This window comes from Streptomyces sp. NPDC001604, assembly GCF_042893475.1.
In the GTDB taxonomy this organism is placed as follows: domain Bacteria; phylum Actinomycetota; class Actinomycetes; order Streptomycetales; family Streptomycetaceae; genus Streptomyces.
In genome coordinates, this window is record NZ_JBIAUY010000003.1 from 492,175 (window position 1) to 518,955 (window position 26,781).

The 26,781-nt window shown below is 70.5% G+C and carries 18 protein-coding genes and 1 pseudogene; 6 read left to right on the forward strand and 13 right to left on the reverse strand.

Going from position 1 to position 26,781, the window contains the following annotated elements:
• Positions 1 to 46: 46 nt before the first annotated feature.
• The 7 genes and pseudogenes from ACFY1E_RS11705 to ACFY1E_RS11735 form a co-directional block, all read right to left on the reverse strand.
• On the reverse strand, positions 47 to 730 hold the full coding sequence (locus ACFY1E_RS11705) for a class F sortase (RefSeq protein ID WP_389074269.1): 684 nt from the start codon (positions 728 to 730) through the stop codon (positions 47 to 49).
• A 211-nt stretch (positions 731 to 941) separates the two neighbouring features.
• Positions 942 to 1,472, reverse strand: coding sequence for a hypothetical protein (locus ACFY1E_RS11710; RefSeq protein WP_389074271.1), 531 nt, complete (start codon positions 1,470 to 1,472; stop codon positions 942 to 944).
• Between the two features lie 162 nt (positions 1,473 to 1,634).
• Positions 1,635 to 3,341, reverse strand: a complete 1,707-nt coding sequence (locus ACFY1E_RS11715) for an FAD-dependent oxidoreductase (RefSeq protein WP_389074273.1) — start codon at positions 3,339 to 3,341, stop codon at positions 1,635 to 1,637.
• A gap of 219 nt (positions 3,342 to 3,560) precedes the next feature.
• Positions 3,561 to 4,823 carry an MFS transporter gene (locus tag ACFY1E_RS11720; RefSeq protein ID WP_389074275.1) on the reverse strand — a complete coding sequence of 421 codons (1,263 nt, stop codon included), beginning with the start codon at positions 4,821 to 4,823 and terminating at the stop codon, positions 3,561 to 3,563.
• A gap of 128 nt (positions 4,824 to 4,951) precedes the next feature.
• Complete coding sequence (locus ACFY1E_RS11725) at positions 4,952 to 6,769, reverse strand: endo alpha-1,4 polygalactosaminidase (protein WP_389074277.1); 1,818 nt, start codon at positions 6,767 to 6,769, stop codon at positions 4,952 to 4,954.
• 572 nt (positions 6,770 to 7,341) lie between these two features.
• Positions 7,342 to 7,782 (reverse strand): DUF6098 family protein, encoded by a 441-nt coding sequence (locus tag ACFY1E_RS11730; protein ID WP_389074280.1) that lies wholly within the window; start codon positions 7,780 to 7,782, stop codon positions 7,342 to 7,344.
• Between the two features lie 447 nt (positions 7,783 to 8,229).
• Positions 8,230 to 8,466, reverse strand: a pseudogene (locus tag ACFY1E_RS11735) (transposase); the annotation flags it as partial.
• A gap of 230 nt (positions 8,467 to 8,696) precedes the next feature.
• Between ACFY1E_RS11735 and ACFY1E_RS11740 the strand changes: the two are divergent.
• Entirely contained in the window at positions 8,697 to 9,404 is a 708-nt protein-coding gene (locus ACFY1E_RS11740; RefSeq protein WP_389074283.1) for an NADPH-dependent F420 reductase, read from the forward strand.
• Here ACFY1E_RS11740 and ACFY1E_RS11745 read toward each other — a convergent pair.
• A complete protein-coding gene (locus ACFY1E_RS11745; protein ID WP_389074286.1) occupies positions 9,377 to 10,774 on the reverse strand; it encodes a pyridoxal phosphate-dependent decarboxylase family protein in 1,398 nt (465 codons plus the stop codon). The two genes, ACFY1E_RS11740 and ACFY1E_RS11745, sit on opposite strands and share 28 nt — an antisense overlap.
• A gap of 117 nt (positions 10,775 to 10,891) precedes the next feature.
• On the opposite strand from ACFY1E_RS11745, the gene ACFY1E_RS11750 reads away from it, so the two are divergent.
• The 3 genes from ACFY1E_RS11750 to ACFY1E_RS11760 all read left to right on the forward strand — a co-directional run bounded on the left by ACFY1E_RS11750 (position 10,892) and on the right by ACFY1E_RS11760 (position 15,573).
• Positions 10,892 to 11,383, forward strand: a complete 492-nt coding sequence (locus ACFY1E_RS11750) for a MarR family winged helix-turn-helix transcriptional regulator (RefSeq protein WP_389074287.1) — start codon at positions 10,892 to 10,894, stop codon at positions 11,381 to 11,383.
• A gap of 209 nt (positions 11,384 to 11,592) precedes the next feature.
• Complete coding sequence (locus ACFY1E_RS11755) at positions 11,593 to 12,903, forward strand: hypothetical protein (protein WP_389074289.1); 1,311 nt, start codon at positions 11,593 to 11,595, stop codon at positions 12,901 to 12,903.
• 171 nt (positions 12,904 to 13,074) lie between these two features.
• Positions 13,075 to 15,573, forward strand: a complete 2,499-nt coding sequence (locus tag ACFY1E_RS11760; protein ID WP_389074292.1) for a SpoIIE family protein phosphatase — start codon at positions 13,075 to 13,077, stop codon at positions 15,571 to 15,573.
• A gap of 19 nt (positions 15,574 to 15,592) precedes the next feature.
• Here ACFY1E_RS11760 and ACFY1E_RS11765 read toward each other — a convergent pair whose 3' ends face one another.
• The 5 genes from ACFY1E_RS11765 to ACFY1E_RS11785 form a co-directional block, all read right to left on the reverse strand.
• Positions 15,593 to 16,753, reverse strand: coding sequence for a substrate-binding domain-containing protein (locus ACFY1E_RS11765; protein WP_389074294.1), 1,161 nt, complete (start codon positions 16,751 to 16,753; stop codon positions 15,593 to 15,595).
• A gap of 56 nt (positions 16,754 to 16,809) precedes the next feature.
• Complete coding sequence (locus ACFY1E_RS11770) at positions 16,810 to 17,916, reverse strand: ABC transporter permease (protein ID WP_389074296.1); 1,107 nt, start codon at positions 17,914 to 17,916, stop codon at positions 16,810 to 16,812.
• Positions 17,913 to 19,460 carry a sugar ABC transporter ATP-binding protein gene (locus ACFY1E_RS11775; protein WP_389074298.1) on the reverse strand — a complete coding sequence of 516 codons (1,548 nt, stop codon included), beginning with the start codon at positions 19,458 to 19,460 and terminating at the stop codon, positions 17,913 to 17,915. Before ACFY1E_RS11775 ends, ACFY1E_RS11770 begins: the two co-directional genes overlap by 4 nt.
• A gap of 136 nt (positions 19,461 to 19,596) precedes the next feature.
• Positions 19,597 to 22,482, reverse strand: a complete 2,886-nt coding sequence (locus tag ACFY1E_RS11780) for a SpoIIE family protein phosphatase (protein WP_389074301.1) — start codon at positions 22,480 to 22,482, stop codon at positions 19,597 to 19,599.
• Between the two features lie 132 nt (positions 22,483 to 22,614).
• Complete coding sequence (locus tag ACFY1E_RS11785) at positions 22,615 to 23,583, reverse strand: cyclase family protein (RefSeq protein ID WP_389074304.1); 969 nt, start codon at positions 23,581 to 23,583, stop codon at positions 22,615 to 22,617.
• 508 nt (positions 23,584 to 24,091) lie between these two features.
• On the opposite strand from ACFY1E_RS11785, the gene ACFY1E_RS11790 reads away from it, so the two are divergent.
• Both ACFY1E_RS11790 and ACFY1E_RS11795 read left to right on the forward strand, forming a co-directional pair.
• Positions 24,092 to 25,123, forward strand: a complete 1,032-nt coding sequence (locus ACFY1E_RS11790; RefSeq protein WP_389074306.1) for a serine/threonine-protein kinase — start codon at positions 24,092 to 24,094, stop codon at positions 25,121 to 25,123.
• Positions 25,124 to 26,043: 920 nt separating this feature from the next.
• Positions 26,044 to 26,715 (forward strand): hypothetical protein, encoded by a 672-nt coding sequence (locus ACFY1E_RS11795; RefSeq protein WP_389074309.1) that lies wholly within the window; start codon positions 26,044 to 26,046, stop codon positions 26,713 to 26,715.
• The last annotated feature ends 66 nt before the right edge of the window (positions 26,716 to 26,781 follow it).

Here is a 26,781-nt window from a genome sequence, read left to right on the forward strand (position 1 = left end):
CCCGTGGCCCGCAGCGCGCGACTCGTATGGCCTACGCGGGTGATGCTCAGACGAGGTGGGCGAAGACCACCAGGTTGTCCGTGTAGTCCATGACCGACCGGTCGTAGTTGCCCGCGCAGGTGATGAGCCGCACCTGGGCCTGGGGGGTGTCGTCGTACACGCGGTCGCTGGGGAAGTCGTCCTTCTCGAAGGTCTCCACGCTGTCGACCCGGAAGGTCGCCGTGCGCCCGTCGGCGCGTTCGACGTAGAAGACGTCGCCCTTGGTCAGCTGGCCGAGGTTGGCGAAGACGGCCGCGGACGTCTTGGTGTCGACGTGCCCGGCGATGACCGCTGTCCCCGTCTCTCCGGGGGAGGCTCCCTTGGTGTGCCAGCCGACGAGGTTGGTGTCGTTGGCGGGGGGAGGCTGCAGCTGTCCGTTGGGGCCGAGGGACAGGCCCGTGAAGGGGGCGTCGACCCAGATCTTGGGGATGCGCAGGCGCACGGGCCGCGACCGGGGCAGGTGCTTGCCCACCGGCTGCCCGGGGGACATCGTCGCCGTGGCGGGGTGCCGGACGGACGCGGCGGACTGCGAGTGGGAGGCGTCGGAGGAGGTGTCCTGGCCGCTGATCATGCTTGCTGCGAGCACCAGGCAGGCGGCCGCGCAGATCATCATCACGCCGGAGCGGGGCACTCCGGGTTCGGAGGGCGCCGGTGGGTCGTCGGAGGAGGGAGAGGGAGGAGGAACTGCCATGGGAGAGCACCTCATTCGGGCACGACGGCGGGGGCGCTGAGCAGGCCGGGCGCGACGCTGCGGTGCGGCAGCGCCCTGGAGGGGCGCCGGGCCGCAGAGAGTCGACGGCCCGCGCGGCCCTTCCAGCGCGGCCCCCAGCGGAGCGCTACGCCGCGGCCGCCGCACGGGGCTCGGGTGACGGCCGCGGCTGCGCTATGGCATCGGGCACGGGTCAGGCCGCGCCCACGGCAGGCTTCTTGCGGCGCACCGCATACAGCCCGGTGGCGACGACGCCCAGCACGGCCAGCCCGCCCGCGGTCGCGGTCGGCGCCGCGAGCGCCCCGCCGCCGGTGTGCATGCCGCCATGGGGCTTCTCGTGGTCGCCACCGCCCCAGGAGTCACTGCCGCGGCCGCCACCGTCCTCGTCACGGCCCCCGTGGTCGCTGCCCCACGAGTCGTCCCGGTAGGTGTCCGGGTCCGTCTTCGAGCCCCGCGATCCGCTCCAGTCTCCGTCGTCGTTCACCGCGGTCAGCGCACCACCACCGGCGTGCACGCCGCCGCGCGGCTCCTCGTGCCTCGACTCCTTGCCGTGCTCCTTCCCATGTTCCTTGCCGTGCTCCTTGCCGTGTTCCTTCCCGTGCTCCTTGCCGTGCGAAGAACCGTCGTGATTCCCGTCGCCACCGCTTGCGAACGCGCCGGGCGCACCGATGGCGAGGACGGCGGAAGCCGCCGCTGTGGCCAGAAAAATGCGAGCAGAACGCATAGGAACGTCCTTCCGCCAAGGCCCGGCAGCTGGTACGTCATCAGCTGACTTGACCGGACCCCGACGTGAACCACCGTCAGTCAGCCGTCACCTCACCACCAGCCGGGACGATCACCTGGGTGACAGGACCAAGGGTTGGGACAGGGGTCCCACCGCGGGTGATCAGGTCAGGGACAGCACGGTTTTCAGGACCTGCCGCAGTACCGGTTCGGCGTCCCGCTCCGGGCCGGGCGACCGCCATGCGACGAACCCGTCGGGCCGCACGAGCACGGCTCCCCCGGCCGTGATGCCATGCCGCTCCGTCCACCGGGCATCGCCTTCCGGTACCAGTTCGGCCCCAGGCCCGCTGCCCACGCGGTACGCCCGGATGGGCACCGAGAGCTCCTCGGCGAGGCGGCCGGCGGCCCGGTGCCATCCGCTCGGGTCGCCGGCGTCGCTGAGCAGGACCAGGGACCGTTCGTAGAGGTCGAGGGTGGAGATCCGTTCGGCCCCGTGCCGCACCCACAGGTGGGGCGCCCTGCTGCCGGGCTCGCCGGTCAGCTCCAGGTTCTCCGGAACGACCGCGGCCGCCGGGTCGGTGCCGACGACGGCGCCCTGCCGGTAGCGGTAGCCGAGGGCGACGTTGAGGATGCCGCGCCGTGGGCCGCCGCCGGCGTCGGGCGGCGGGGTGAACCCGGGGTGGCTGTGCTCGGCCGACCGGTCGGCGGCCCGGGCGCTGGTCGCCTCCGCCACCGGGCGGCGCTCGGCGTCGTAGGAGTCCAGCAGGCCCTCCCCGGCCCAGCCGCCGAGTACCGCGGCCAGCTTCCAGGCGAGGTTGTGGGCGTCCTGGATTCCGGTGTTGGAGCCGAAGGCCCCGGTGGGCGACATCTCGTGGGCCGAGTCCCCGGCGAGGAAGACCCGTCCGGAGCGGTAGCTGCCGGCGACGCGCTGGGCGGCGTGCCAGGGTGCCCGGCCGGTGATCTCCACGTCGAGGTCCGGTACGCCGACCGCGCGGCGGATGTGCTCGATGCACCGCTGGTCGGTGAACTCCTCCAGCGTTTCGCCGTGTTCGGGGTGCCAGGGGGCGTGGAAGACCCAGTTCTCGCGGTTGTCCACCGGGAGCAGGGCGCCGTCGGCTTCCGGGTCGGTGAGGTAGCAGACGATGAAGCGGCGGTCGCCGACGACGTCCGCGAGGCGGCTGGAGCGGAAGGTGATGCTGACGTTGTGGAACAGGTCGCCGGGGCCGCTGTGGCCGATCCCGAGCTGCTCGCGGACGGGGCTGCGGGGGCCGTCGGCGGCGACGAGGTAGTCCGCGTGGACGGTGGTGTGCTCGCCCGTCTCCCGGCTCTTGACCACCGCGGTGACACCGGTGGGGTTGCTCTCGAACGACATCAGTTCGGTGGCGAAGCGCAGGTCGCCGCCGAGTGCCGCGGCCTGTTCGAGGAGGACCGGCTCCAGGTCGTTCTGACTGCACAGACACCAGGCGCCGGGGCTGAAGCGGGCCACTCCGCCGCCGGGGTCGATCTCCCGGAACAGCCACTCCCCCGCGTCGCCGACCAGGGTGGGGGTCTGCAGGATGCCGTGGTTGTCGGCCAGGGTGGCGGCGGCCTCATGGATCGCCGGCTCGATTCCGGCAACCCGGAACAGTTCCATCGTGCGGATGTTGTTGCCGCGGCCGCGCGGGTGGATGGAGGTGCCGGTGTGACGCTCGACCAGCAGATGGCGCACGCCCAGCCGTCCGAGGAACAACGAGGTGGACAGGCCGACCAGGGAGCCCCCGACGATGAGCACCGGGACCCTGTGGGTGTGCCGGCCGGCCAGATCGGCTCGTTCGTTCGTCACTCTCGCCTCCCGCGCATGGAGCCCCGCCGTCCGGCCGGGGATCCTCATGCATGCCCCGGGAAACGGACGGCACCTCAGGCTTCACCCGCCTGTCACCCGGTGGGCAGGCCAAAGGGTGCGGAAGGCGGGCAGTGAGTACGACGAGCGGCGATCGGGCAAGGACGACACGCCGGATCGGGTGGATGACCGCCGGCCCGAACGGGCGAAGTGCCGCCGTGGCTGCCATGGCGCTTCGCGCCCGTGCACGTCGCGTCGATCGGTGTTCCGCTAGGCAGTGTCGGCCGTTGCGGTGGTCGGGACGTGCGTACCGGTGCTGCCGAACCGGATGCCCTTGGCCTCCTTGCCGACGGCGCTCAGGACGATCACCACCGCCAGGGCGGGCACCACCGTCCACGACATCGCCGCCGGATAGCCGTGCCGCTCGGCGATGGCCTCCTGGATCGGCAGGTTGAGGGCGGCGATCAGGTTCCCCAACTGGTAGGTGACACCCGGATAGAAGCCCCGGATGGCATCCGGGCTCATCTCGGTCAGATGCGCGGGGATGACACCCCAGGCGCCCTGCACGCACATCTGCATCAGGAAGGAGGAGAGCATCAGCCAGCCCACGGCGGTGGACAGCACGAAGAAGGGCACCACGGCCAGGCCCGCGGCGGCCGCGACCATGATCGTGTGACGGCGGCCCAGCCTCTCGGAGTAGGCGCCCAGCACCATGCCTCCGATGATGGCGCCGATGTTGTAGACCACGGCGATGGCGATCGCGGTGTCCGGGGACAGGCCCAGGCCCTTCTTGACGAAGGTCGGATAGACGTCCTGGGTGCCGTGCGACATCCAGTTGAAGGCGGTCATCAGCGCGACCAGGTAGACGAAGCGCTTGAGCACCGCCGGGTTCTTGAACACCTGGTAGGCGGGGGTGCGGTTGAGCGCCACGCTCTTCTCCCACACCTCGCTCTCCTCCACCCGGGTACGCACCCACAGGGCGACCAGGGCGGGCACCAGGCTGAAGGCGAACAACCCCCGCCAGCCGAAGGCGGGTTCGATGCCGAAGAACGCCACGGCGGCGAGCAGATATCCCAGCGAGTAGCCGCTCTGCAGCAGTCCCGACCAGAAACCGCGCCGCTCGGCCGGGATCTTCTCCATGGCCAGCGCCGCGCCCAGACCCCACTCGCCGCCCATGCCGATGCCGTACAGCAGGCGCAGCACCAGCAGCACGGCGTAGTTGGGCGCGAAGGCGCAGGCGAACCCGACGACCGAGTAGAAGCACACGTCGACCATCAACGGGAGCCGTCGGCCCTTGCGGTCCGCCCACATGCCGAACAGCAGGGCACCCACCGGGCGCATCACCAGGGTGGCGGTGGTGAGGAAGGCCATGTCGGTGAGGGAGACATGGAAGTCGTCGGCGATCTCACTGTAGACGAGGACCACCAGGAAGTAGTCGAAGGCGTCCATCGCCCAGCCCAGATAGGCGGCGACAAAAGCATTGCGCTGATCTTTGGTGAGACCCGATGCCTGCTCGCGGACGGTCTTCAGCATGCCTGCCCTTCCCACGGCTTCGCAGGTGAGGCTAGGTCCGAGCCGCATGGTGGGCAACGCAAGCACAGGCAAAGTGCAAACCACAATTCCACCAAGACGCCAGGCAGTTCGCTTGGGACGATCGGCCGTCAACAGGTCTGGCGTACGTAGCCGCTCGCACCCTTGGGTACGACCGACGCGTCACGGCGGACGATGCTCAGGGTGCCGCCCCAGTCGGTGCACGCCTTCGCCATGCCCTTCGCCGTGTACTCGACCACGAGCACGTTGTCGCCGTATGCCTCTGCGAACTCTCCACATTCGTTCCACTCGGCGCACTCCTCGGCCACGGCGAAGTCCAGGCCCACGGACGCACGGTCGGACAGAAGCTCGGTGGCGTTCTTCTGGGCGATGGCCAGGCCCTTGTCGTGGGCGTGGGCGGACAGGAGCTTCATCAGCGCCTCGGCCTGGCCGGCCTTGAGGTACTTCGGGAAGCGCGTGAAGGAGTCGTAGTTGTCCGGCTCCACGGCCTTGTAGCCCTTGGCCGCGCACTCGTCGATCCAGCTGTTCAGCTTGGCGGCGATGCGCTGCCGTTTGACGGCCGTGCGGATGTCCAGGATCGCCTCGCCCCAGTCCTTGTCGTAGAGGACGTCGGCCTTGGCGTCGCGCAGCAGCAGGTCGGAGTCCCAGCCGCGCTCCTCGCCCTTCTGTGCCTGGAAGGCGTTGATGTTGCAGATGTTGTAGACGCCCGGCGCGGGCTCGCTGTCGTGGTCGCGGCTCACGACCCGGGCACCGGCCGCCAGGGGGTAGGCACCGCCGATCTGGTAGTCCCACTGCACATGCTTCGGCGGCAGGGTCACCGTGGCAGCCGAGGGCGAGGCGGACACGGATCCGGTCGGCGACGGGGAGGCGACGTCCTGGTGCGACCCGAGTCTCACCGCGGCGATGCTCGCTCCGGTGACCGCCAGGGCGGCGGCGATGCCGATGAGGACGCGCCGCCGCCGGGGTCCGCGGCCGGTCCGGGTTCCGACCCCTTGCGTCCTGCTCGCGTCCGCGGCCGGGCCCGGCGCGAAGGGGTGGGTGCGGGAGGCCCGGCGGTCGGCTTCCGCGGAGTCGGGCCGTCCCGGTGCGACCGGCACGACGGAGACGACTGCCGGCACATCGGAGTCCGGCAACTCGCGGAGCATACGGTGGAGTTCGTCGAGGCCGGGCCGGGCGGCCGGGTTCTTGTCCAGGCACCGCTCGGCGATGCTCCGGAGCGGTTCGGCGACGCCGTTGAGGTCCGGGGCCTCGTACATCACCTGATACCCCGTCAAGTACGGGCTGCTGCCGTCGAACGGACGGTTTCCAGTGGCCGCGTAGACCAGCACCGAGCCCAGCGAGAAGACGTCCGAGGCCCCGGTGACCTCGCGCGGCGCTGCGAACTGCTCCGGAGACATGAAGGGCGGGGTACCGATCAGCCGGCCGGTCATGGTGAGGGCCTCGTTGTCGACGGCGTACGAGATGCCGAAGTCGATGACGCGGGGGCCGTCCTCGGCCATCAGGACGTTGCTCGGCTTCAGATCGCGGTGCACCATGCCCACCCGGTGGATGTCCCGCAACGCCTCGACCAGACCCAGCGCGAGCACGCGCAACTCGCGTCCGCGCAGCGGGCCGTCCTTGGCCACGGTGTCCGACAGCGTGCGGCCAGGAACGTAGAGGGTCGCCATCCACGGCTGTACGGCGTCCGGATCGGCGTCCACCACCGGCGCGGTGAACGCGCCGCTCACCCGGCGGGCCGCCGCGACCTCCTGCCGGAAGCGCGTCCGGAACTCCTCGTCCTGCGCATACGGTGCGTGCACGACCTTGACCGCGACCTGCCGTCCGGAGTCCGAGCGCCCCAGGTAGACGATCCCCATGCCGCCACTGCCGAGCCGGTCGACCAGCGCATAACCGCCGATGGACTCCGGATCGCCGAGGCTCAGCGACATCGCGGGTCACCTTCCCATGTACCGTGCTTCGAAAAGCTGTTCACATGCATGCGAAGATCAGACTAGTACTGGGACGTGTGAGTCTGGTGTGCAACCCAACCGCAGCCGGACATCGTGCGACTGCAGGAGACATGGGCAGCGCACGCCATGCCGGCACCCGCAACGGACGCCGTCGAGTTCGGTCGGGGCCTGGGACAGCCGGGCGACGCTGCGGTCGGCGTGCCAGCCGGGGCAGGCCGTCACGGCATACGCCCCGGCACACCAGAATTCCGGGCCCTGACCTGTGGCCTCCTACGGCCGCCGCACTGGTCGGCACCGCTGGACCACTGCGCCGTAGTGGCCGACCTGAAGTGGTGGCCCCGAGCGCAGCCCGTGTGTGCGGCGGCGTCAGGCGGGCCGCCAGAGGCCGGGCCCTCAGCACCTGAGCGAGCCATGGAGGTGATTGGCCATGATCCCTCCGGAGCGGTGGGCCCACTGTCGTCCTCGCTGCCGGCTCCCGAGGCCCTTCCCCGTTCAGTACGGCCGGGCGTCCTGCCGGTGAGCCGGGGCGAGGCCTCGCCGGATCGAACCCGTCAGCCCTCGACGGCACTGTCCCGGTTCAACGGGCCCCAGTTGCCCTGCTGCCGTGTGACGATCGTGTCGGCCTCGGTGATCACCTGCGGGCTGATCCATCCCCGTGGCTGCACATCCGTCACCAGTGGCTCGTTGTCGGGCCCGCGGCCGGCCTCCTTGCCCGTCAGCACCCAGGGGCGGATACGGACGCCCTTGACCCGCGGCAGGTGGGAGTAGTCGTACAGGCGCCGGGCGACCCAGATGTGCGCGGGCCGATCGCCCCACCAGTCCTCGATGTCGAGCGGGTTCGCGGACAGCCCGGGCATCGGCACGCCGCTGAGGTCGTCCGTGCTGGACGAGGCGGCCAGGTCCTCCTCGGGCCCCACTGACCAGCGGACGTACAGTCCCCGTCGGACAGCGACCAGACCGGCGAGCTCGTGCAGGGACCAGAACGTGGACATTCCGGAGGAGCCGGTTGCCGGCGAGGGATGTGCCATGCCGACCAAGTGCCCAGTCCCCGCCGATTCACCCGTATTGTCCGGCCACTCTGAAACCCCAGGTCACACCGGTCATGCTGCTGCGGTCAGCGCGGCGGCCGTCGCGATCGCCGTGTCGGCGCGGGCATGGATGACCAGCCGGATGTCGCCCTCCGCGGCGGCCCCGGCCGCCAGGAGGCGTCGTACGGGGGCGCTCCGAGTGGCCACGGACATCACCAGGTCGAGGCTGCTGCACAGTCGGTGAACACGCAGGACCACGCTGAGCGTCGATCGGGTCGGCGCGGGCTGGTCGAGGACGATCACGACCGATGCCGGCTTGTATCCGTGGACGAGATCGCTGATCTCAGCGAAGAGAGCAGCCCTCGTATCGATGCCGGGGTCGTCGTGCATCGTGATGACGAGCACCCGTCGCTCCTGGCCATGGTTGATGAGCAACGTGATCAGCAGCGCGGGCTCGCCACCGGTCATGTCCGTCGCCCAGGTGACGGCGCGGTCGCCAGCGAGGCCCAGAACGTCCCCGATCAGTTGAAGCAACTCGGGTTCGTCGTTGGACACCCGCCGCGACAGCAGTGTGTCGCCCTCGCTGTCCAGGACCACGCAGTGATGGTGGGTTTTGCCGCAATCGGTTCCGGCCCATATCCGGCTCATCGTTCTCCAACTCGTCGTGCGTGCAGTGCGTACCACGGACGACCTCGCCGGCATTGCTCTACACAGCGACCTGTTCGCAGTTCCCAATCGGCGGCCGAGTCGTCGTGGAGAACCAGGCGGCCAAGCGTTCCAAGCCACGGTCGGCAGCATGATGAAAACCACACCCGGTTCCCCTGGGCCCCACAACCCTACGAACGGCTGTAGAAAGCCCAGCCGGAAGGTAGAGCGTGATGAGAATCGGCGTGCTGGGAACGGGCAACATGGCCGACGCGCTCGCCACCCACTGGGCGCGGGCCGGGCACGAGGTGACCATCGGGGGACGGGACGCACACAAGGCGGAGTGGCTCGCGGCGCGCATCGGAGGCAGCGTGAAGCCCGGCAGTCTGCGTTCGGCTGCCGAGTCCGGTCAGGTGGTGCTGGCCGCGCTGCCCTTCGGGTCGGGGACAACGGTGGTACGGGAACTGCGCGCGGCCGTGGAGGGCAAGGCGCTGCTCGACTGCTCCAACCCGGTCGGGCCGGGCTTCCGGCTGCTGACGGAAGGAGGCCCGTCAGCCGCGCAGCAACTGGCTGCGGCGGCACCGGGAGCCCATGTGATCAAGGCTTTCAACCTCTGTCACGAGGACGTGTGGCGCATGCGGCCGCCCGTCTTCGACGGGCGGCCACTGGCCGTGCCGGTCTGCGGGGACGACGAGGGTGCCCTCGCGCGGGTACGCGAGCTGGTGCGGGACGTGGGCTGTGAACCCGTGGCCGGCGGGGGTCTCGAACGGGCGGGCCTCCTGGAAGCGACCGCCGCGCTGTTCATCGCCCTGTGGGTCGGCGAGGGAGCGGATGCGCAAGCAATCGCACCTCCGTCGGCCTACGCCGCCGGGCCGAGCCACCAGGAGACGGAAGGCGGCACGGAGGCCTTCCGTCAGGAGTTCAAGGGTTCTGACCTGTAGGAGTTCGGTTCTGACCTGGTCAGCTGCTCGAGCCGGTGGTGCAGGTGCTCGACGTGGTGTTCGGACTCCGGCTTCATCAGGACGCTGCGGAGGATCCGGGCGCCGTCGGTGTCCGCTGTGATCTTGGGGTGGCGGGCGGTGAACGCCTCGCGGCCGGCTTTCAGGGTGCTGACGTACACGGGATCGGGGGCCGTCATGCCGTCCGCCAGCATGCGTGCGGAGGCCGCGTCGATGCCGCTGAGGGTCGCGGGATCGACGGCGGGGAAGTAGGTGACGATGTCCAACTGCGGCTGCTGGTAGAGCTCCAGGAAGTCTGAGGTCTCGATCAGGTCCGCCCACTTCAGGGCTGCTCGGCGGCCGGCCGCCAGGACCTGGCCGAGGCCTTCGGGGGTGGGCGGCAGGAGCTGGAAGGTGAGCCAGAGGGCGGCCGCGGAGGCGCCGGCGCGGGAGCATTCCAGGCTGATCTCACCGAGGTGCAGCTCGGCGGAGGTGAAGTAGGTGTACGGCGAGTCGTGGAGGTAGAAGCGGCCCACCTCGGGGTCGCGGAAGAGGACGGCTCCGCAGCCGTAGGGCTGCAGGCCGTGCTTGTGGGGGTCGACCACGACCGAGTCGGCCTGCGCGATGGCCCGCCAGGGCTCGGGCGGCAGCCCCTCGATGCCGTCTGTTCCGGCCAGGAGCGTGAAGAAGCCGCCGTACGCGGCGTCGACGTGAACACGGACGCCGTACCGCTCGGCCAGGGGCAGGATCTCGTGGACGGGGTCGACGGCGCCCAGTCCGGTGCTGCCGGTGGTGAGGACGACGGTGCCCACCTGCCCGGTCCGCAGTACGTCCTGCAGCGCTTCGAGGTCCATCCGCCCCTGGCTGTCCGTGCGGACGGGATGGCTCGGCATGCCCAGGACGTGACACATGCGGCCATGGGTGTAGTGGGCGTCGGCACTGTGGGCGATGCCGCGGCCGGGGTGCAGTTCGCGGGCGACGAAGAGGGCTTCGAGGTTGGCGATCGTGCCACTGGTGGTGAGGTGGCCGAGATGGGTGTCGTACCCGAACATCGCGGCGAGCTGCGCGACGACCTCCCGTTCCATCGCGGCGGTGGCGGGGCCGCCGTCCAGGGCGTGATTGTTGGGATTGATCAGCATGGCGGTGAGGTAGCCGACCACTGCTGCGGGGTGCGGGGGCTTGAGCATCTGGCCCGCGTAGTGCGGGTGGAAGAAGGGGTAGTTGTCCTTCAGTCTCTCGGTGAAGCCCGCGAAGACGGACGCGAAGCGGTCGTCGTCCACCTGGAGGGACGAGTGGGGTTGGTGGGGACCGAAGGTGTCCGCCCAGTCCTGTATCGCGTGGGTGGCTCGGCCCAGCCAGTACTGCAGGTCCATGTGGATCTCCCTCTCGCTCGCGGTGTGAGCCCGTCCCAGAATTTAGCTGAGCAGTCAGCAATTGACTAGTCAGCGATTGAGACAGCAGTAGGTGAGGAGACAGTAAAATCGGCGATGATGAATCCGACGCCGCAACCCAGCGACGAAGTCGCCGCCCGCGCCGCCAACAGCCGGCTCGTGCGGGACTTCGGTCTGCTGATCAAATCTGCCACCCGCCTGGAACAGCGCATCGACAGCGCGCTACGGCAGGAGTGCGGGATCAGCCACACCATGCTGGAGGTGCTGATACGTCTGTGCCGCCGCCCCGGCGAGGAGGTCTCCCAGCGCCAGTTGGCCGACGACCTCACTCTCACCAGCAGCGGCACCACCCGTCTGATCGACCGCATGGAGGACGCCGGCCTGGTCCGCCGCATACCGTCCACCGAGGACCGGAGGGTGGCCCTGGTGGAACCGACCCCCGACGGACGTACGGCGTTCCTGCGGGCGGCGGGCGTCCACGCGCAGGTGGTGGAGAAGTACTTCGTCAAGCCGCTGACAGCTGACGACTACACCCAGCTGACCGCCGCACTGGGCGAGATCGACAAGGCGCTTCGCGACGACACCCGTTGACCGGCCTTGCCGTGATCGACGAGCTGGTCGACACCGTCTTCGACGGCGCTCCCCTGCCCTGAGCCGCGGCCGATCTGTCCGGGGCAGGCCGGTGAGTACACCCTGGAGCAGGGGCCAGTCGTGGAATCCGTCGTAGCCGAGGCTGCCTTGTGCAGCACCTGCCATGGCAACTTCCGGCATCACGTGTTCGATTTCAGTAGCGTGGGGGGATGAGAACACGCGGGGGGAGGCTCGCAGTCGTAGCGAGCCTGGCAGCCGGCGCGGCCCTGGTTCTGGGCGGCTGCGGCACGATCAGAGCACAGGACACCGGTACGGGCGGCACGAGTGCGGCTCAGCTCGGGTTCAAGGAGTATGCGGGCGCGGTGGACTACCCGTCGGTGACCGGCCCGCACGACAAGGGGTACGTGGCGCCCGGCGAGGGCCTGCGCCGGCTGGTGCCGCTGGGCGACTGCGTCCTGGGCGAGGGGACGTTCGCCAACGGGTACCGCTATGTGAACGTCAACTGGACTGGCTCCCAAGGCTGCACGAAGCTCTCGATCACCCCGAAGCCGGGGACCGCCGAGGAGACCGACGTGCCGTACTCCATGCGCAGCGGCTGGCTCGGTGGCGGCCTGCCGGGCGACGTGGTGGTGCCGTGGGACGACGGCTCGCTGATCGGTGTCGGCGCCACCTTGACCCGCTGGACGCCGGACGGCGAGCAGGTCCGGCTCGCCACGCTTCCGCTGACGTTCAACGACCGCCCGGAGCAGGAGACCGCGGACGACGCCTCGGTGAACACCGCGGTGAAGGTCGGCTCGCTCCTGCTGATCGGCGGCGGCCAGACCGTCGACCAGGTGGAGTCTCCGTACGTGTTCGCCTCCGACGACGCCGGCAAGACCGTGCGTCGCGTGCCGCTGCCGCCGATCGACGGTCGGCAACCGTCCACGCCCGTAGGTGACTTCGGCGTCAACGGCACGCAGGTCGTCGCCTTCGGCGCGGCGGCGACCAACGCCTACGACTTCCACACCACGGGCACGATCCCGTTCTGGCGTAGCGCGGACGGCGGCGCGCACTGGAAGGCCGGCGAGATCACCGGGACGCCACCCGGCACACAGGTGCACCGCGTCCTGTACGCGTCGGGCCACTGGTTCGCCGTAGGCGGCCATGCCAAGGCCGGCGCCTTCTACGACTCCCTCCCGCTGGTTCTCACCAGCGAGGACGGCACCCACTGGACGCGGATGGACACATCGGCCATGGGAACCGGCGTGATCACCGCTGCGACCGTCGACTCCGCGGGCCACCCGGTCCTGGTCGGCTCGGCCCCCCGGCCCAAGTCCAAGCCGAACACCCGCACAGTGCGGTGCGGTTCCGTCTGGGTCGGGAACGGGACGACCACGGGCTGGAAACGCGGCAGTCTCGGCTGCAGCGAGGACGCCCCGAGCGCGGCGGTCACCCTCGCGGACGGGCGCGTGCTGCTCGCGGGCAACCGGGACCTCTGGCTCTCCCGAGGCCCGGGGCCGGGGCACGGCCACAGGTCTTGATCTCGCTCATGACCGGGCACCCTGGCGAACGCTCCCCCGCTCCGTCTGGCCTGCGGGGACAAAATCGACTCATCCGTACGGGCTCGACATCCATCAACAGATAGGTGCGAATAACCCTAAACTGGGAAAAGCACTCCATGGATGATCGAGGGCAGCGTGTCGGCCAACGGTATGGCATCGAGCTCATACCCGCTCAGCGGCGCGGGTGTCGGCGAAGCGACCGAGCTCGACGACGCATTGGTGAGGGCCGTGGTCCATGCCGTGGAGGTCACCGGAGCACATACCGGAAGCGTGTTCCTGCTCTCCGGCGACCATCGCTCGCTCGTCGTGGCCGCGTCCTGCGGGACACCGCCCTCCCTGCTCAGCGGGTGGCGTCGGATCCCGGTCAACAGCGGTATGCCGGTGGCGGAGGCGTGCCGCTCCGGGCGCATGGTCCACCTGGCCGGCGCGGAGGAGACGATGCGGCGCTTCCCCCAGCTCTCGATCGCCCTGCCCTACCCGTTCGGCTCTGCATCGGTCCCCGTACGGGCGGGCGAGCGGACCTTCGGCGCCATCGCCGTGGTGTGGACGCCCAGGCCGGACGGGACCGGACTGTCGAGGGCGCAGCGCGGGCGGTTGCGCTCCGTCGCCGACCGGCTGGGCACCGCCCTCGCCGGACTGCGGGCCCGCGGCACGCTCGGTGAGTACGACGAGCGGACGGCTCCGGTACTGGTCCCGCTGCCGTCCGCTCCGGCGATCCGGGTGGGACTGTTCGACTGGAACCTCGACACCGGAGCCCTCACTGCCGACGACGAACTGTGCGCGATCTTCGGAATTGCGCCCCGCGCGTTCGACGGTCGGGCGGCCACGCTGGCGGCCTGCATCGAGCCGGCGGATCTGCCCGGTTTTGGGTCCGCCGCCCGCGCCGCGGTCGAGGAGGGACACCTACTGGCGCACCGCCTACGCGTCCTGGACGGCCGTGGTGGACACCGCGTCGTCGAGCTGTGGGGCCGGGTACCGGAGAGCCCCGACGACTCGGAGGCCTCTTGCCACCTGGTCGGCGCCGTGCTGGACTCCGGGAGCGGCATGGCCGCCGTGGCGGCGATCGAGCGGCTCGCGGACGGGTTCTTCGCGCTCTCTCCCGACGGGCGCCTCGCCTACGCCAACCACAGCCTGGAGGATCTGCTGCAGGTCCGCCAGGACGAACTGCTCGGCCGACGCCCCTGGGACATCCTGCCTTGGCTGGCCGATCCCGTGTACGAGGACCGCTACCGGGCCGCCGTCGTCTCCCAGCAACCGGTCTCCTTCCTGGTCCGCCGCCCGCCGGACGAGTGGCTGGTCTTCTCCCTCCACCCGGGCGCTCAGGGCATGACGGGATGGGCCTCACGAGTACGGCAGCCCGTACCGGCAGGCACCGGACCCGGTGCACCAGTCGCCGAGGAGGGGCCGCCCTTCTCCTCGGCGCCTCCGCCTGCGGCCCCCCGTGTGGGTTCCCTCTACCGGGTGCTCACGCTGGGCAGCGCCCTGACCGAGGCGGCCACCGCGGTCGAGGTGTTCGATGCCGTCGCCGATCAGTTGCTGCCGGCCTTCGGCGGCCAGAAGCTGGCGATCGCCGTGGTGGAGGAACAGCGCCTGCACCTGCTCGCTCAGCGCGGCTACTCGAAACGCTTTCTCGCCCGGTTCGAAGGCACCCCGCTGCACGCCCGGCTGCCCGTGACGGACGCGCTGACCTCCGGGGTCCCGCTGTTCATCGAGTCCCGTGAGCAACTCCGCGAGAGCTACCCCGAGCTCTTGGTGGGTCACACCAACTCCTGGGCGTTCCTGCCGCTGATCGCCTCGAACCACCCGGTCGGCGCCTGCATTCTCGGCTTCGACGACATCCACCGGTTCCCCGACGAGGAGCGCGGAGTCCTCACCGCGCTGGGCGGCCTGATCGGCCAGGCCCTGGAGCGCGCCAGACTCTACGACGCCGAATTCGCCCTCGCCCGCGGCCTGCAGAACGCGCTGCTGCCGCACCGGCTGCCCACTCTGCCGGGGCTGCGCGTCACCGGGCGTTACCTTCCGGGCACCAGGGGAATGGACATCGGCGGCGACTGGTACGACGTCATCCCCACCGGCGACGAAGTCGCACTGATCGTCGGGGACGTCGAGGGGCACAACGTCCCCGCCGCGGCCGCCATGGGCCAACTGCGCAGCGCCATGCGGGCATTCGTCGCCGCCGGCCACCGACCGAGCGACGTCGCCGCCGGCACCAACCGGCTCCACATGGACCTCGACCCGGTGCTCCTCGCCAGCTGCTGCTATGCCCAGTTCCATCCCCGCTCGGGGATCGTGCGCATCGTCCGCGCGGGCCATCTCCCGCCCCTGCTGCGCCTGCCCGACGGGCGCACCAAGGTCCTGGATGTGCCCGGCGGCCCACTGCTCGGCATCGACGCGACGGCACGCTTTCCGGAGTCGGAGCTGCGTCTGGCTCCCGGGTCGGTCCTGGCCCTCTATACGGACGGGTTGATCGAGAGGCGCGACTCGGACATCGGCTCCGACATCGAGCGACTCCGGGGGTCGCTGGCCCGGCTCGGCGGGGGCGGCCTGGACGATCTGGCCGACGGGCTGCTGCGGGATGCCTGCCACGCTTCCCCCGACAGGGCGGACGACATCGCGCTCCTGCTGACCGAGTACGCCCCGCCACGTTGACCAGTGCCTGCCGCCACTGTCACATGCCCCAGATCTTCCGGTACGCCTCCCGGTATCCCGCCGGATCCCAGGTCATGGCGCCGTGGCTGTTGCCGGCCGTGCTGATGTGGACGGGGGCCACATACCCGCTGGCCGGCCGGCCCGAGAAGGCGCGATTGAACTCGTCGACGATCTGCCACCCCTGCAGGGACAGCGGCTCCGGCACGGTGGCCGCCTGGTACTGCTTGCTGTTGATGCGCTGGAAGGCGGAGGGGTCGCCGTCGCCGGCGCCGATGTTGAAGGGCGGGCCGGAACCACTCTTGCCGGCCGCGCGGAACGCCGGGGCGGCATCGGCGAAGTACAGGTCGTTGATGGCGACGGAATGGGTCCATCTCTCCTGGAAGCGGGAAAGCAGCGAGGAGATCTCCCGGGGCGTGCGGCTGCCGGCATCCGGGATCGGGATGTTCTCGTACGCCAGCAGCTGCACCCCCGCGCAGGTGGCCAGCTCCTTCCTGATCAGGTCGGACTTGTACTTGGCGAAGGGGATCGAGGCATCGGTGAAGACCACGGCCCCGGCGGTGCCGTCGGAGCTCGCGATGACCCACTGCGCACTGGCTCTGGCCACGTCCTCGACTTTGGTGGTGATGTTGGTGAAGAGCCTGGGGCGTCGGCTGGGGCCGGGGGAAGCGACCGCGTGCCAGCCGATGAGCGGGATGCCTGCCGCGTTCGCACGCGCCACCTGCTGCGAGGTCGAGCCCGGATCGAAGCCCCCGATGACGATGCCCGAGGGTCTGACGTCCACGGCCTCGCTCATCGCCGCCTGGATGCCGGCGGGGGTGCCGCCACCGTCGATCACCCGGACGTGCCAGCCGATGACGCGCGCGGCTTTCCGCACGCCGTCCGCGGCGCCCGCGACTCCCGGATTGGTCATGGTCTGGGCGACGTAGACGATGGTCTTGCCGGCCACCGCGGTGGGACCGCTGGTCGGGCCGTTCCAGGGGATGTCGGTCCGCTCCGCCCGGCTGACGGCGGCCTGGGACCTGGTCTGGGCCGCGGGGCAGCCGCTCGCACCCGAGGTGGAGTGCGCCGGGCCGCTCGACGAGCCGCGTTCACAGCCCGCCAACACGAAGACCGCGACCACCAGGGCGGTGGCCGTGAACCCCGCGTTGCGGACGGTGGGAGTGTTGCGGTTGCGGTGCACGGAAGCTCCTTGCGGAGGATGCCGCCCGGGCACTTGGGCGGTGCCCGCGGCGTGGGTCATGGAGGGCTGCCCGGCGTGCCGTCGTCCTGTGGCACGGCGGGCGATTCGCGGGCGACGGCCGCACCGGTGCGCAGTCGGCGACGAGCGGAGTAGCCGGCCAGTCCGACGGCGAGGAGCAGGGTGCCGCCGTAGAACAACGGGACCGTCCAGAAGTCGCCGCCCATCTGGGCGATGCCGGTGAGGCCGACGGCGAGGACGGCGACGGCGACGAGGGTGCCCAGGGCGTTGGGGCGCCCCGGTTTGACGGCGGTGGAGCCGAGGAGGGCCCCGACGAACGCGGGCAGCAGGTAATCGAGGCCGACGCTGGGATTGCCGATCTGCTGCTGGGCCGCGAGCAGCACTCCGTCGAAGCCGACGATCAGTCCCGACGCGGCGAAGGCGTAGACGGTGTACTTGCGGGTCGGGATGCCGACCAGGTCGGCGGCGCGCGGGTTCGACCCGACGACGTACAGGTACCTGCCGAGCGGCAGCCGCTCCAGAACCACCCAGAGGGCGACCGCGAGCGCGAGCACGTAAAAGGCGGGGACCGGCAGGCCGAGGAACGTGGAGTCGTAGAGGTCGGTGAAGGCGGGCGGGAGTCCCTGCGGGCCGGGGACGATCCGGCCGCCGCCGGTGACCCAGCCGGTCACCGCGTACATCATGCTGCCGGTTCCGAGCGTGGCGATGAACGAATCGATCCGTCCGAATTCGACGACGACACCGTTGAGGACGCCCACGACACCCCCTCCGGCGATCACCGTGAGGCAGGCGAGCGGCCAGGGCCACCCGTCGCCCACGACGAGCTGCATCACCATGACGTGCGCCAGGCCGAGACCGTAGCCGATGGAGAGGTCGAACGCGCCGGTCACGATGGGGACCATCGCGGCGAGTGCGAGGACGGCCGGGATCGACTGGTTGGACAGGATCGAGTCGACGGTGTCCCGGGTGGGAAAGGTACGCGGCAGGGTGAGGGAGAAGATCAGGAAGAGCAGGACGGTGAGGGTCAGGAGGCCGTAGGCGCCGATGATTTCCCCGCTACGGCCGTGCAGTCGGGCGAGTCGCCTCGGTGGTCCCGAGCGAGGCGGCCGTGGCGGGGGCGCAGCCGGAGAGGGCGAGCCGGTCACGGATTCGCCGCGGTTCCGGAGGAGGGCATTGCCGAAGCCGCCCGCGTGAGCTCGGCGACCGTGAGGGCGGGGCCGGTCAGCTCGGTCGTCACGGATCCGCGGACGAAGACCAGGGCGCGCCGACACACCCCCGCGACCTCCTCGAAGTCGCTGGAGATGAGGAGGACCGCGAGGCCGGCGGCGAGCGCCTCGTCGAGCAGGCGGTGGATCGCGGCTTTGGCACCGATGTCCACGCTCGCCGTCGGTTCCTCGAGGATCAGCAGGCGCAGGGCCAGCCGCAACCACCGGCCGATCATGACCTTCTGCTGGTTCCCCCCGGACAGGGTGGCGATGGCGGCCTCGCTGTCGTCGGGACGCACCGAGAACCGTTCGATCAAGGTGCCGGCCTCGGCGCGTTCGCGGCGGGGACTGATCCAGCACAGCGCCGGCATGCCTCCCGCCCGGGGGTTGGCCAGGAGGTTCTCCCGCACAGTCAGCTCGGCGAGGCAGCCCTCCCGCTGTCTGTCACCGGGTACGAGGGCGACACCCCGTCCGACGGCGTCCGCGACCGTACGGGGACGGTACGGGCGACCGCCGAGAAGGGCCCGTCCGCCGAGGAGGGGCCGGGCGCCCGCAAGGGCTCGGGCGAGGCCCATGTGCCCGGCGCCCGTGAGACCGACCAGGCCGAGGACCTCCCCAAGCCGGAGCTCCAGACTGACCGGTCCCGCGTCGGGGGTGCGCACCCCGTCCAGGGTCAGGATGGCCGCTCCGCCGGACGGGGTGGTGGCGGGGCGGTGATCGGTCGGCCCCTCGCCGGTGATGGCGCGCACCAGGCGGGCAGGAGGGTGGCTCGTCGGCGAGCCGTGGCTGACCAGGCGTCCGTCGCGCAGCACGGCGAAGGTGTCGGCGACCTCGTACACCTCGTCCAGGCGATGGCTGACGTAGAGGATGCCGTGCCCCCGGTCGCGCAGGGTGTGCAGCACCCGGAACAGCCGGGTGCAGTCCGCTGCGGGCAGGCGGGCGGTCGGCTCGTCGAGGACGATGAGGCTCGCCCGTGCCGCCAGGGCTCGTGCCACGGCGACAAGCGAACGCTCGGCCGGGGCGAGGCGGGAGATCGGCGTGTCGGGGTCGAGATGTCCGGCGACGACCCGCAGGGCCTCGGTGCAGTGTTCTCGGGTGAGCCGCCAGGAGATCAGTCCGGCGCGGCGCGGATACCCGGTGCTCAGAGCGATGTTCTCGGCCACCGTCATCCACTCCACCAGGCCGAGATCCTGATGGATGAAGGACATGTGCCGGGAAGCGGCGTGACTCCCGAGCGGGTGCCCGGCCACGGTGACCTGTCCCGAGTCGGCGTGGTGGACGCCGGCGAGCACCTTGATGAGCGTGGACTTCCCGGCTCCGTTGGGACCAAGGAGGGCGAGGACGCTGCCGGCGTGGACATCGAGGTCGACCCCGGCGAGCGCGAGGGTTCCCCCGAAACGCTTGACGAGTCCGCGGACACGGACCAGGGGTTCCGCCCCGGAGGGCGGCACCGCATGCGCAGAGGTGTCGTGGGCCTCGTGCACGGACCTCTCCGGGGTTGGACCTGTCGTGTTCTTCCCGATGCGCATCAGTGACATTAGCTGCTCATGTCGCATGTTTTGGGACATCTGGCCGCTCCCTGTCACCCCGACGGAGCAGCGAATCGTCAGGGTCGGCGCCTCAGGCCCCCTCGAGCCCGCATTCGGCCCAGATCACCTTGCCCTGCTGGGTGTAGCGCGTGCCCCAGCTCTGCGTCAGCTGCGCGACGAGGAACAGGCCGCGGCCGCCCTCGTCGGTGCTGGCCGCTCGGCGCAGGTGCGGGGCGGTGTTGCTGGTGTCGGAGACCTCGCAGATCAGGGTGCGGTCGTGGAGCAGCCGTACCCGGATGGGCCCTGCGCCGTGGCGGATGGCGTTCGTGACCAGCTCGCTGAGCACCAGTTCAACGGCGAACGCGGTCTCGTCGAGTCCCCAGTCGGTCAGTTGCCGGGTGGCGGAGGCGCGCACCTCGCTGACCAGGGCCGGATCGGCGGGCAGGTCCCAGGTGGCGATCCGCTGGGGGTCCAGGGCGTGGGTGCGGGCGACGAGCAGGGCGATGTCGTCGCAGGGGCGGGCGGCTGCCACCGTGTCGAGTATCGCCTCGCAGGTCTCGTCGGGCGTGCCGTTCGCTTGGGCCAGCGTGGCGCTCAGCTGATCGAGGACCACGTCGACGTCGCGGTGACGGTCCTCGATGAGCCCGTCGGTGTAGAGGACCAGCCGGCTGTTCTCAGGGAGGTCGAGCTCGGCGGCTTCGAACGGCAGACCGCCGAGGCCGAGCGGCGGCCCGGCGGGCAGGTCGGGGAACCACACGGTCCCGTCGGGGCGGGCCAGAGCGGGCGGGGGGTGGCCGGCGCGGGCCATGGTGCACCGCTGTGTGGTCGGGTCGTAGATGGCGTAGAGACAGGTCGCGCCGATGATGCCTGCGTCCACGGCGTCGGGGTCCTCCCGGTCCAGGCGTCCCACGAGTTTGTCGAGGTGGGTGAGGACCTCGTCCGGGGGGAAGTCGAGTTCGGCGAAGCTGCGGGCGGCCGTGCGCAGCCGCCCCATGGTGGCGGCGGAGAGCATGCCGTGGCCGACGACGTCGCCGACGAAGAGCCCGATGCGGCAGCCGGAGAGGGGTATGACGTCGTACCAGTCCCCTCCCACGTCGGATTCGGCGGGCAGGTAGCGATGGGCGACCTCGACGGCGTCCTGGTCCGGCACACCGTGCGGGAGCAGGCTGCGCTGCAGGGCCAGGACCATGGCACGTTCGCGCGTGTAGCGCCGGGCGTTGTCGATGGACAGTGCGGCACGGGCGGCCAGTTCCTGGGCCAGCGACCGGTCGTCGTCCCCGAAGGGCGGCGAGCCCTGCGCGCGGTAGAAGCCGGCCACGCCCAGGACTGCCCCGCGAGCGACCAGGGGCGCGGCGATGAGGGAGTGGACGTGGCCCAGCAGCTGTGCGGAATGCTCGGGGTCCTGCGCGAACCAGCCCGCGGCAGCCTTCAGATCCGATTCCAGCACTGCCTGGCCGCTCGTCAGACACCGCGCCTGCGGCATCGTCGGACCGTAGTCGACCTGCTTGCCGACCGGGTGGAAGGGACAGTCGTCATGGATGCCGTGGACCACCGTACGGCGTAGGTCACTGCGGGGATCGGCGGCCTCCTCGCCGCGGAGCACGGCTTCCGGCAGGTCGATGGTGACGAAGTCGGCCAGTTGCGGCACCGCCGACTCGGCGAGCTCCCGGGCGGTACTGCGCACATCCAGGGTGGTGCCTATGCGGACGCCGGCCTCGGACAACAGTTCCAGGCGCCGGCGGGCGGCCAGGGCGTAGGTCCCGACGTGCGGCTCCCCCACCATCACGAGCCCTCTCGCCGGGGGCGGGGAGTCGGAGTGCTCGTCCGTCGTGTCGTCGCCGGCCGTGACGCGCTCGACGCCCACGGCGGCAGGGGCGTGCTCCGTGCCGGGAAGACACTCCGCCGGCGGGGTGACCGGGGTGACGTGGCGCTGCCCGGGCGCCACGTCGCGAACAGCCCCGAAGGACGTGAGGGAGGTGGCGACGGCAAGCTCGGCAGACAGGCCCAGCGGCTCGTGGACCTGATGCGGGAAGGCGAGGGGCTCGCCAGGTGAGGGACCGGGGACAACGGCCTCGATGGCGAAGCCCTCCACTCCGGAGGCACTCGTCATCGGCCGGCTCACGAGCGTGACCCGACGGCCGTCGGACAGGGGCACGTCGACACAGGCCCGCTGCGCGCAGGCGATCAGCTCGGCGGCCTTCTCCATGAGGATCGCCCGGTCGCGGGGGCTCATCTCCACGGCCAGTTCCCGCACCCCTGTGCGGTGCCGAAAACCTCCGGCGACCTCGGCTCCGCTGTCCAGGTAGGCCCGCAGCAGAGCGCGCTCACGCGAGGAACTCTGCCCCAGCAGCCGCCGCTCGATGGTCTTGGCCGCCTTACGTATCACGGTGTCCAGCGCCGGGTCCTCGGCGCTGCGCGGATAGCCGAAGCACAGGACGCCCTCGATGCGGCCGCTGAGCGGGTCGCGGACGGGAAGCGCGCGGCAGGCACTGCCCTGGGAGCGCTCGGCGAAGTGCTCGGCACCGTAGACCCGGATGGGTTGGCGCTCGGCCAGGGCGAGACCGATGCCGTTGGTACCTGCGACCTTCTCGGCGAACACGAACCCGGGGACACTCTGGATGGCCGGGAGAACTCTGGCCAGCGACGCTTCTCCGAAACGGCGCAGGAGAACCGTCCCGCTCGCATCGGCGACGGAGATGTTCATCGCGCTGCCGGCGAACATGGCCTGCAGCCGGTCGAGCACCGGGACGGCCGCACGGACGATCCGTCCGTCCGGTTCGAAGTCCTCACAGAAGGGAAGGTCGGACTGCTCCGGCGACAGCCCCAGAGCCCGGCAGCGCCGCCAGGAATTCAGGATCGATGTGCGCACGCCCGTCTCGACCGGCTCACCCTGCAGGAACCGCTCACGGAAACTGGCGGGCCCCGTGCCGCCTGGCGCACGCCCCGCCGGTATCGGATCTTCGCCGGCCCGAACCACGCTCCGCCTCACTCGCGCCTTCGACAGTCAACCCTTCCGAAATGTCTGATATGGATGAGGATACGGGCATTCGGGGCGCGAGTCACCGCTCACAAGGCCCCTCACACACGGTGACGGGGGACCGGATCGGCGTCACAGGACCGCGACCGGGTTGACGGGCGAGCCCGTGCCGCCCGGGACGTTCAGCGGCGCCACGACGAGCATGAAGTCGTAGCGGCCCGCCGTCGCGGTCGCGGCGGACAGCGCTTCCAGGTCGAGGTTGTCCAGCAGTGGTATCCCCATCGCGGCCACGGCCAGGGCGTGGACCGGCGAGTGCACGCCGTCCACGGGTGAGGGCCGTACGTCGCTGTCGCCGTCTCCGCCCAGCAGCGCGATGCCACGCTCGGCCAGCAGCGGCAGGGCGTCCACATGAAAACCCGCGCTGGCCGTGTCGGGGTCCCAGGCGCCGAGTTCCTCGCGGCGCCGGACGTGTCCGGAGCGCAGCAGTACCGCGTCGCCCTCGCCGATCGTCACATCGAGCGCCTTCTCCACCGCGACGATGTCCCGCGCGTGCACCGCTCGCCCCGGCTCCAACCAGTGGATCCCGAGGACGGCGGGCACGTCGAGGAGCACTCCCCTCGTGACGAGGGACCCGAGCGTCGACACCGCGCCGAAGCGGGCGCCTGCGGCATCGACGACCTCGTGTGCGGTGCGGCCGTCGTAGAGCTCCCCCCGATAGGCGATGTGGCACAGCGCGTCGAGATGGGTGATGCCCTTGCCGTGGTAGTCGGCGGCGATGAAGTCCTTGTGGGTGGAGGGTTCCGGCTCCTGCACGTCACCGAGGTCGGTCATGTGGTGCAGGGCAGGCTTGCGGTTGCCGGGGCCGGGCCGGGTGTTCCACGGCAGCGCCAGCGGGACGACCGTCCCGGTCCGCACGCGGGCTGCGGCCCTCCGCACATGGTCCGCGGTGACCCGGTTCCAGGCACCGCGGTCGGCCGGGGACCAGCGCCCCCACGTGCGAACCGCCTCGAAGAGTGCGTCGAACTCCCGACGGGAGACGGCGGGCCCGTTGCCGACGCCGGTCGGCGCGGGATTCGCGGCATCGGCGGAACTCGGACTCATCTGCACTCACCGCCCCCAGGCTGGAACGGCTCCGACGACACGACGTCACCGGACGCGATACGGATCGGGCTTGTGGGCTGTGCGCCCGGCTGACGCCGTGACACCGGGAAGCACCGTCCTCGTGATCGGAAAACCAGCTTCGCACATTCACGGGTGCCCTCGGAGAGGTCTGCCCGCAGGGAAGGGTTGTGCAGGATCCGTGCGCCACCGCGCCGGGCCCCCATCCCGGCGCACGTCCACCCCGGCGCTGGTGCGCTCGCCACGGCGGGAGAGTACGGCGAGTGGATCGAGTGCGGCCCGTTCACCGAGGTGTTCGACGCCGGGCGTCGACATGGGGTGATTGATAGCATTTGCTGATGAATAGGCGGTTGGCCGCTCTGATGGTACCGGCCGGGTCGACGGGGCCGACTGCGGTGCCGGTGCACCTGGCCGGGCAGTGCGTGGCGGGAGCGGGTCTGCGCGGCGAAAGCGGTGTGATGGCCGACGCTGTGCGGGCGCGGGGTATGTGATGAGTGCGGGGACTGGCGTGCCCCAGGGCCGGGATGTGCCGGTGGACCCCGATTCGGGGATTCCCGGGATCGGGACCGAGATCGCGGGCTATCGAGTAGAGCGTGAGATCGGCCGTGGGGGGATGGCTGTGGTGTACGACGCGCGGGATCTACGTCTGGATCGTCCGGTGGCGCTGAAGGTGCTGGCCCCGCAATGGGTCCGCAATGACACGTTCCGCCGCCGCTTCACGCACGAGTCACGGGTGGCCGCTGCGCTCGACCATCCTCATATCGTGCCCGTCTTCGAGGCCGGTGAGACGGACGGTGTCCTGTATATCGCCATGCGGTACGTCGCGGGGCTGGATCTGCGGGCCCTGCTCGCCCGGGACGGCCCGCTGCCGGTGAAGACAGCGCTGCGTATTGCCGCGCAGGTGGCGTCCGCCCTCGATGCGGCCCATGAACATGATCTGGTGCACCGGGACGTCAAGCCCGGCAATATCCTGGTGGCCCGCGGCACCGACAGTGATCACCCCGAGCACGTCTATCTCACGGATTTCGGGCTGACGAAGAAGTCACTGTCTCTGACGGGACTCACCACGGCAGGCGAGTTCGTCGGCACGCTCGACTATGTGGCACCGGAGCAGATCTCGGGCCGCCCGGTGGACGGCAGGTGCGATCTGTACAGCCTCGCCTGCGTCGTCTACGAAACCCTCACGGGTCGCTCGCCGTTCCAGCGGGATGACGAGATGGCCCTGCTGTGGGCCCATCAGTACGATCAGCCGCCCGCCCTGAGCGAGAAACGGCCGGGCACTCCCGCAGCCATGGACGGCGTGTTGGCCAGGGCTTTGGCGAAGGTCCCCGAGGACCGTTACGGCTCCTGTCTGGAATTCGTGGCGGCCCTGCGTGCCACCGCGCAGGACGCGGGCCGTGCGCATCCGCCGACACAGGTGGACCATCGAGCCACCGCACTCCCGCAGCCCGCCGACCCGCTCCCGGCCCCGCCCAGGTGGGCCAGGCCGGTCTTTGTGTCGTCCGCCGGCCACCGACTCTGACCGCGGGGCGCCGCGAGGGCCGGGTGTCCGCTGTTCTCTGCGCTGTGGCAGTGAGGTACCCCGGGACACGAAGGAAGCTGACGGCGAGTCAGGCGAGGCCGTACGAGGGATCTGTGCCTCTGGCTGCCACAAGAACGGATCCGCTCACGTTGCATGCGCGCGTGATCGGGAGAGGCCCTGCGTGGGCTCGATCCGCCACGCTGAGCCCGGCTCCGGCGCACGGGACGACCTGCTGTCCGCGCACGGACCGCTGTGCCCCCGGCGGAGCGAGCCGAGCTCGCCACCAGGTGCCCAAGTCGCCGCCGGCGCAGGCCGCTTCTGTGACCGGGGGCCAGCTGAAGAAGGGGGTGGATCTGGCGGCGCGCAGGGACGGCGGTGGCATCGCCGGACGGTCACCAACCTTTCCGGCCCGGCGTCGGGTCGCCACCGCCAGCCGGTCCACCGAACCGCACGAGGCGTGAACTCGCTTGCTGCCGCTGCGACTCGTGCGCTCCGGAGTGCCGCCCGCCACGTGGGGGTCGCGCGAGCGAGAGAGCGTGCCGCAAAGGCCCCCCCGTAGCGGGAAGGGGCGGTCCGATCGGTCAGCAGGTCAACGTGCCGTCTCTCCCCAGCGGCAGGGTCACGCCGCGATGCCCCCGTGCCCCTGCTCACCGTGTTCCGGGCCATGTTGAGCACGCGTCACATGTGCAATGCCACGCACGGCATTGCCGACGATTGAGATTCGCGGCCGCCGGGTCCCAGCGGTGTTCGCCCGGCTCCGCCGCTCTACCCGACGCATTTGCATGCGTCAAGTCCCGAGCCCTCGGAACATGACCCGCCGGGATGCTGCAGGCCTACTGGAAGTGCAAGCCTCACCGGAAACACCGGAAAGAAAACGAGGCACTGGGCACGCCAAAGTGCCTTTTACTTCGGGAGGAAACGTGAATCGCATTATCCGCAAGCAGGAGGGCGCTCGCCCCGGGCGCCGGCTGAGCCTGGCGACGGCAGTGGCTTCGGCCGCGGTGGTCGGCGGAGCCGTCATCCTGCCGGCCGCCACCGCAACGGCGGCCCCGATGTCCCACACGTCGGCGCCCACCATGGCCCCGGCCCATCACCACCACAAGTGGTACTGCTGGAGCAAGCACTACTACAAGTTCCACAAGCACCACAAGCACCACTACGAAGACTACTGCTGGGGCTACCACTACAAGTGGTACTGGGACGACGACTACGACTGCTACTACGTCCTGAAGCACCACCACAAGTGGTACTTCTGGGAGACCTACAACGACTACTACTTCTGGGAAGACCACCACGACGATCACTGGCACTGGGACGGCAAGGACAGTGATCACTGGAAGGACGAGCACGACCTCAAGACCATGCCGGACTCCCAGAAGCAGGACGACAGCAAGTCGCACGACAGCAGCACATCGGACGACACCAGCAAGTCGCACGACAGCAGCACCCCGAACGCCAGCAGCACGCCGAACGACACCGGCAAGTCGGACGACAGCAGCACGCCGAACGGCACCGGCACATCGGACGACAGCACGTCGACCGACCAGCAGGCCCCGGCCCCGACCGACACCGCTCTGGTCCCGGCCTCCTGAGCGCGAGTGGCGAGAGCGGTCACGGCGGTGACGCCCTCCGGCCGGCCCTCGCCACACGAGCAGACG

Coding starts and splice junctions, on each gene's coding strand:
- ACFY1E_RS11790 (WP_389074306.1), top strand. CDS start 24,092: ATGAGTGCGGGGACTGGCGTGCCCCAGGGCCGGGATGTGCCGGTGGAC.
- ACFY1E_RS11755 (WP_389074289.1), top strand. CDS start 11,593: ATGAGAACACGCGGGGGGAGGCTCGCAGTCGTAGCGAGCCTGGCAGCC.
- ACFY1E_RS11745 (WP_389074286.1), bottom strand. CDS start 10,774: ATGGACCTGCAGTACTGGCTGGGCCGAGCCACCCACGCGATACAGGAC.
- ACFY1E_RS11760 (WP_389074292.1), top strand. CDS start 13,075: ATGGCATCGAGCTCATACCCGCTCAGCGGCGCGGGTGTCGGCGAAGCG.
- ACFY1E_RS11705 (WP_389074269.1), bottom strand. CDS start 730: ATGGCAGTTCCTCCTCCCTCTCCCTCCTCCGACGACCCACCGGCGCCC.
- ACFY1E_RS11710 (WP_389074271.1), bottom strand. CDS start 1,472: ATGCGTTCTGCTCGCATTTTTCTGGCCACAGCGGCGGCTTCCGCCGTC.
- ACFY1E_RS11720 (WP_389074275.1), bottom strand. CDS start 4,823: ATGCTGAAGACCGTCCGCGAGCAGGCATCGGGTCTCACCAAAGATCAG.
- ACFY1E_RS11750 (WP_389074287.1), top strand. CDS start 10,892: ATGAATCCGACGCCGCAACCCAGCGACGAAGTCGCCGCCCGCGCCGCC.
- ACFY1E_RS11715 (WP_389074273.1), bottom strand. CDS start 3,341: ATGAGGATCCCCGGCCGGACGGCGGGGCTCCATGCGCGGGAGGCGAGA.
- ACFY1E_RS11725 (WP_389074277.1), bottom strand. CDS start 6,769: ATGTCGCTGAGCCTCGGCGATCCGGAGTCCATCGGCGGTTATGCGCTG.
- ACFY1E_RS11785 (WP_389074304.1), bottom strand. CDS start 23,583: ATGAGTCCGAGTTCCGCCGATGCCGCGAATCCCGCGCCGACCGGCGTC.
- ACFY1E_RS11740 (WP_389074283.1), top strand. CDS start 8,697: ATGAGAATCGGCGTGCTGGGAACGGGCAACATGGCCGACGCGCTCGCC.
- ACFY1E_RS11730 (WP_389074280.1), bottom strand. CDS start 7,782: ATGTCCACGTTCTGGTCCCTGCACGAGCTCGCCGGTCTGGTCGCTGTC.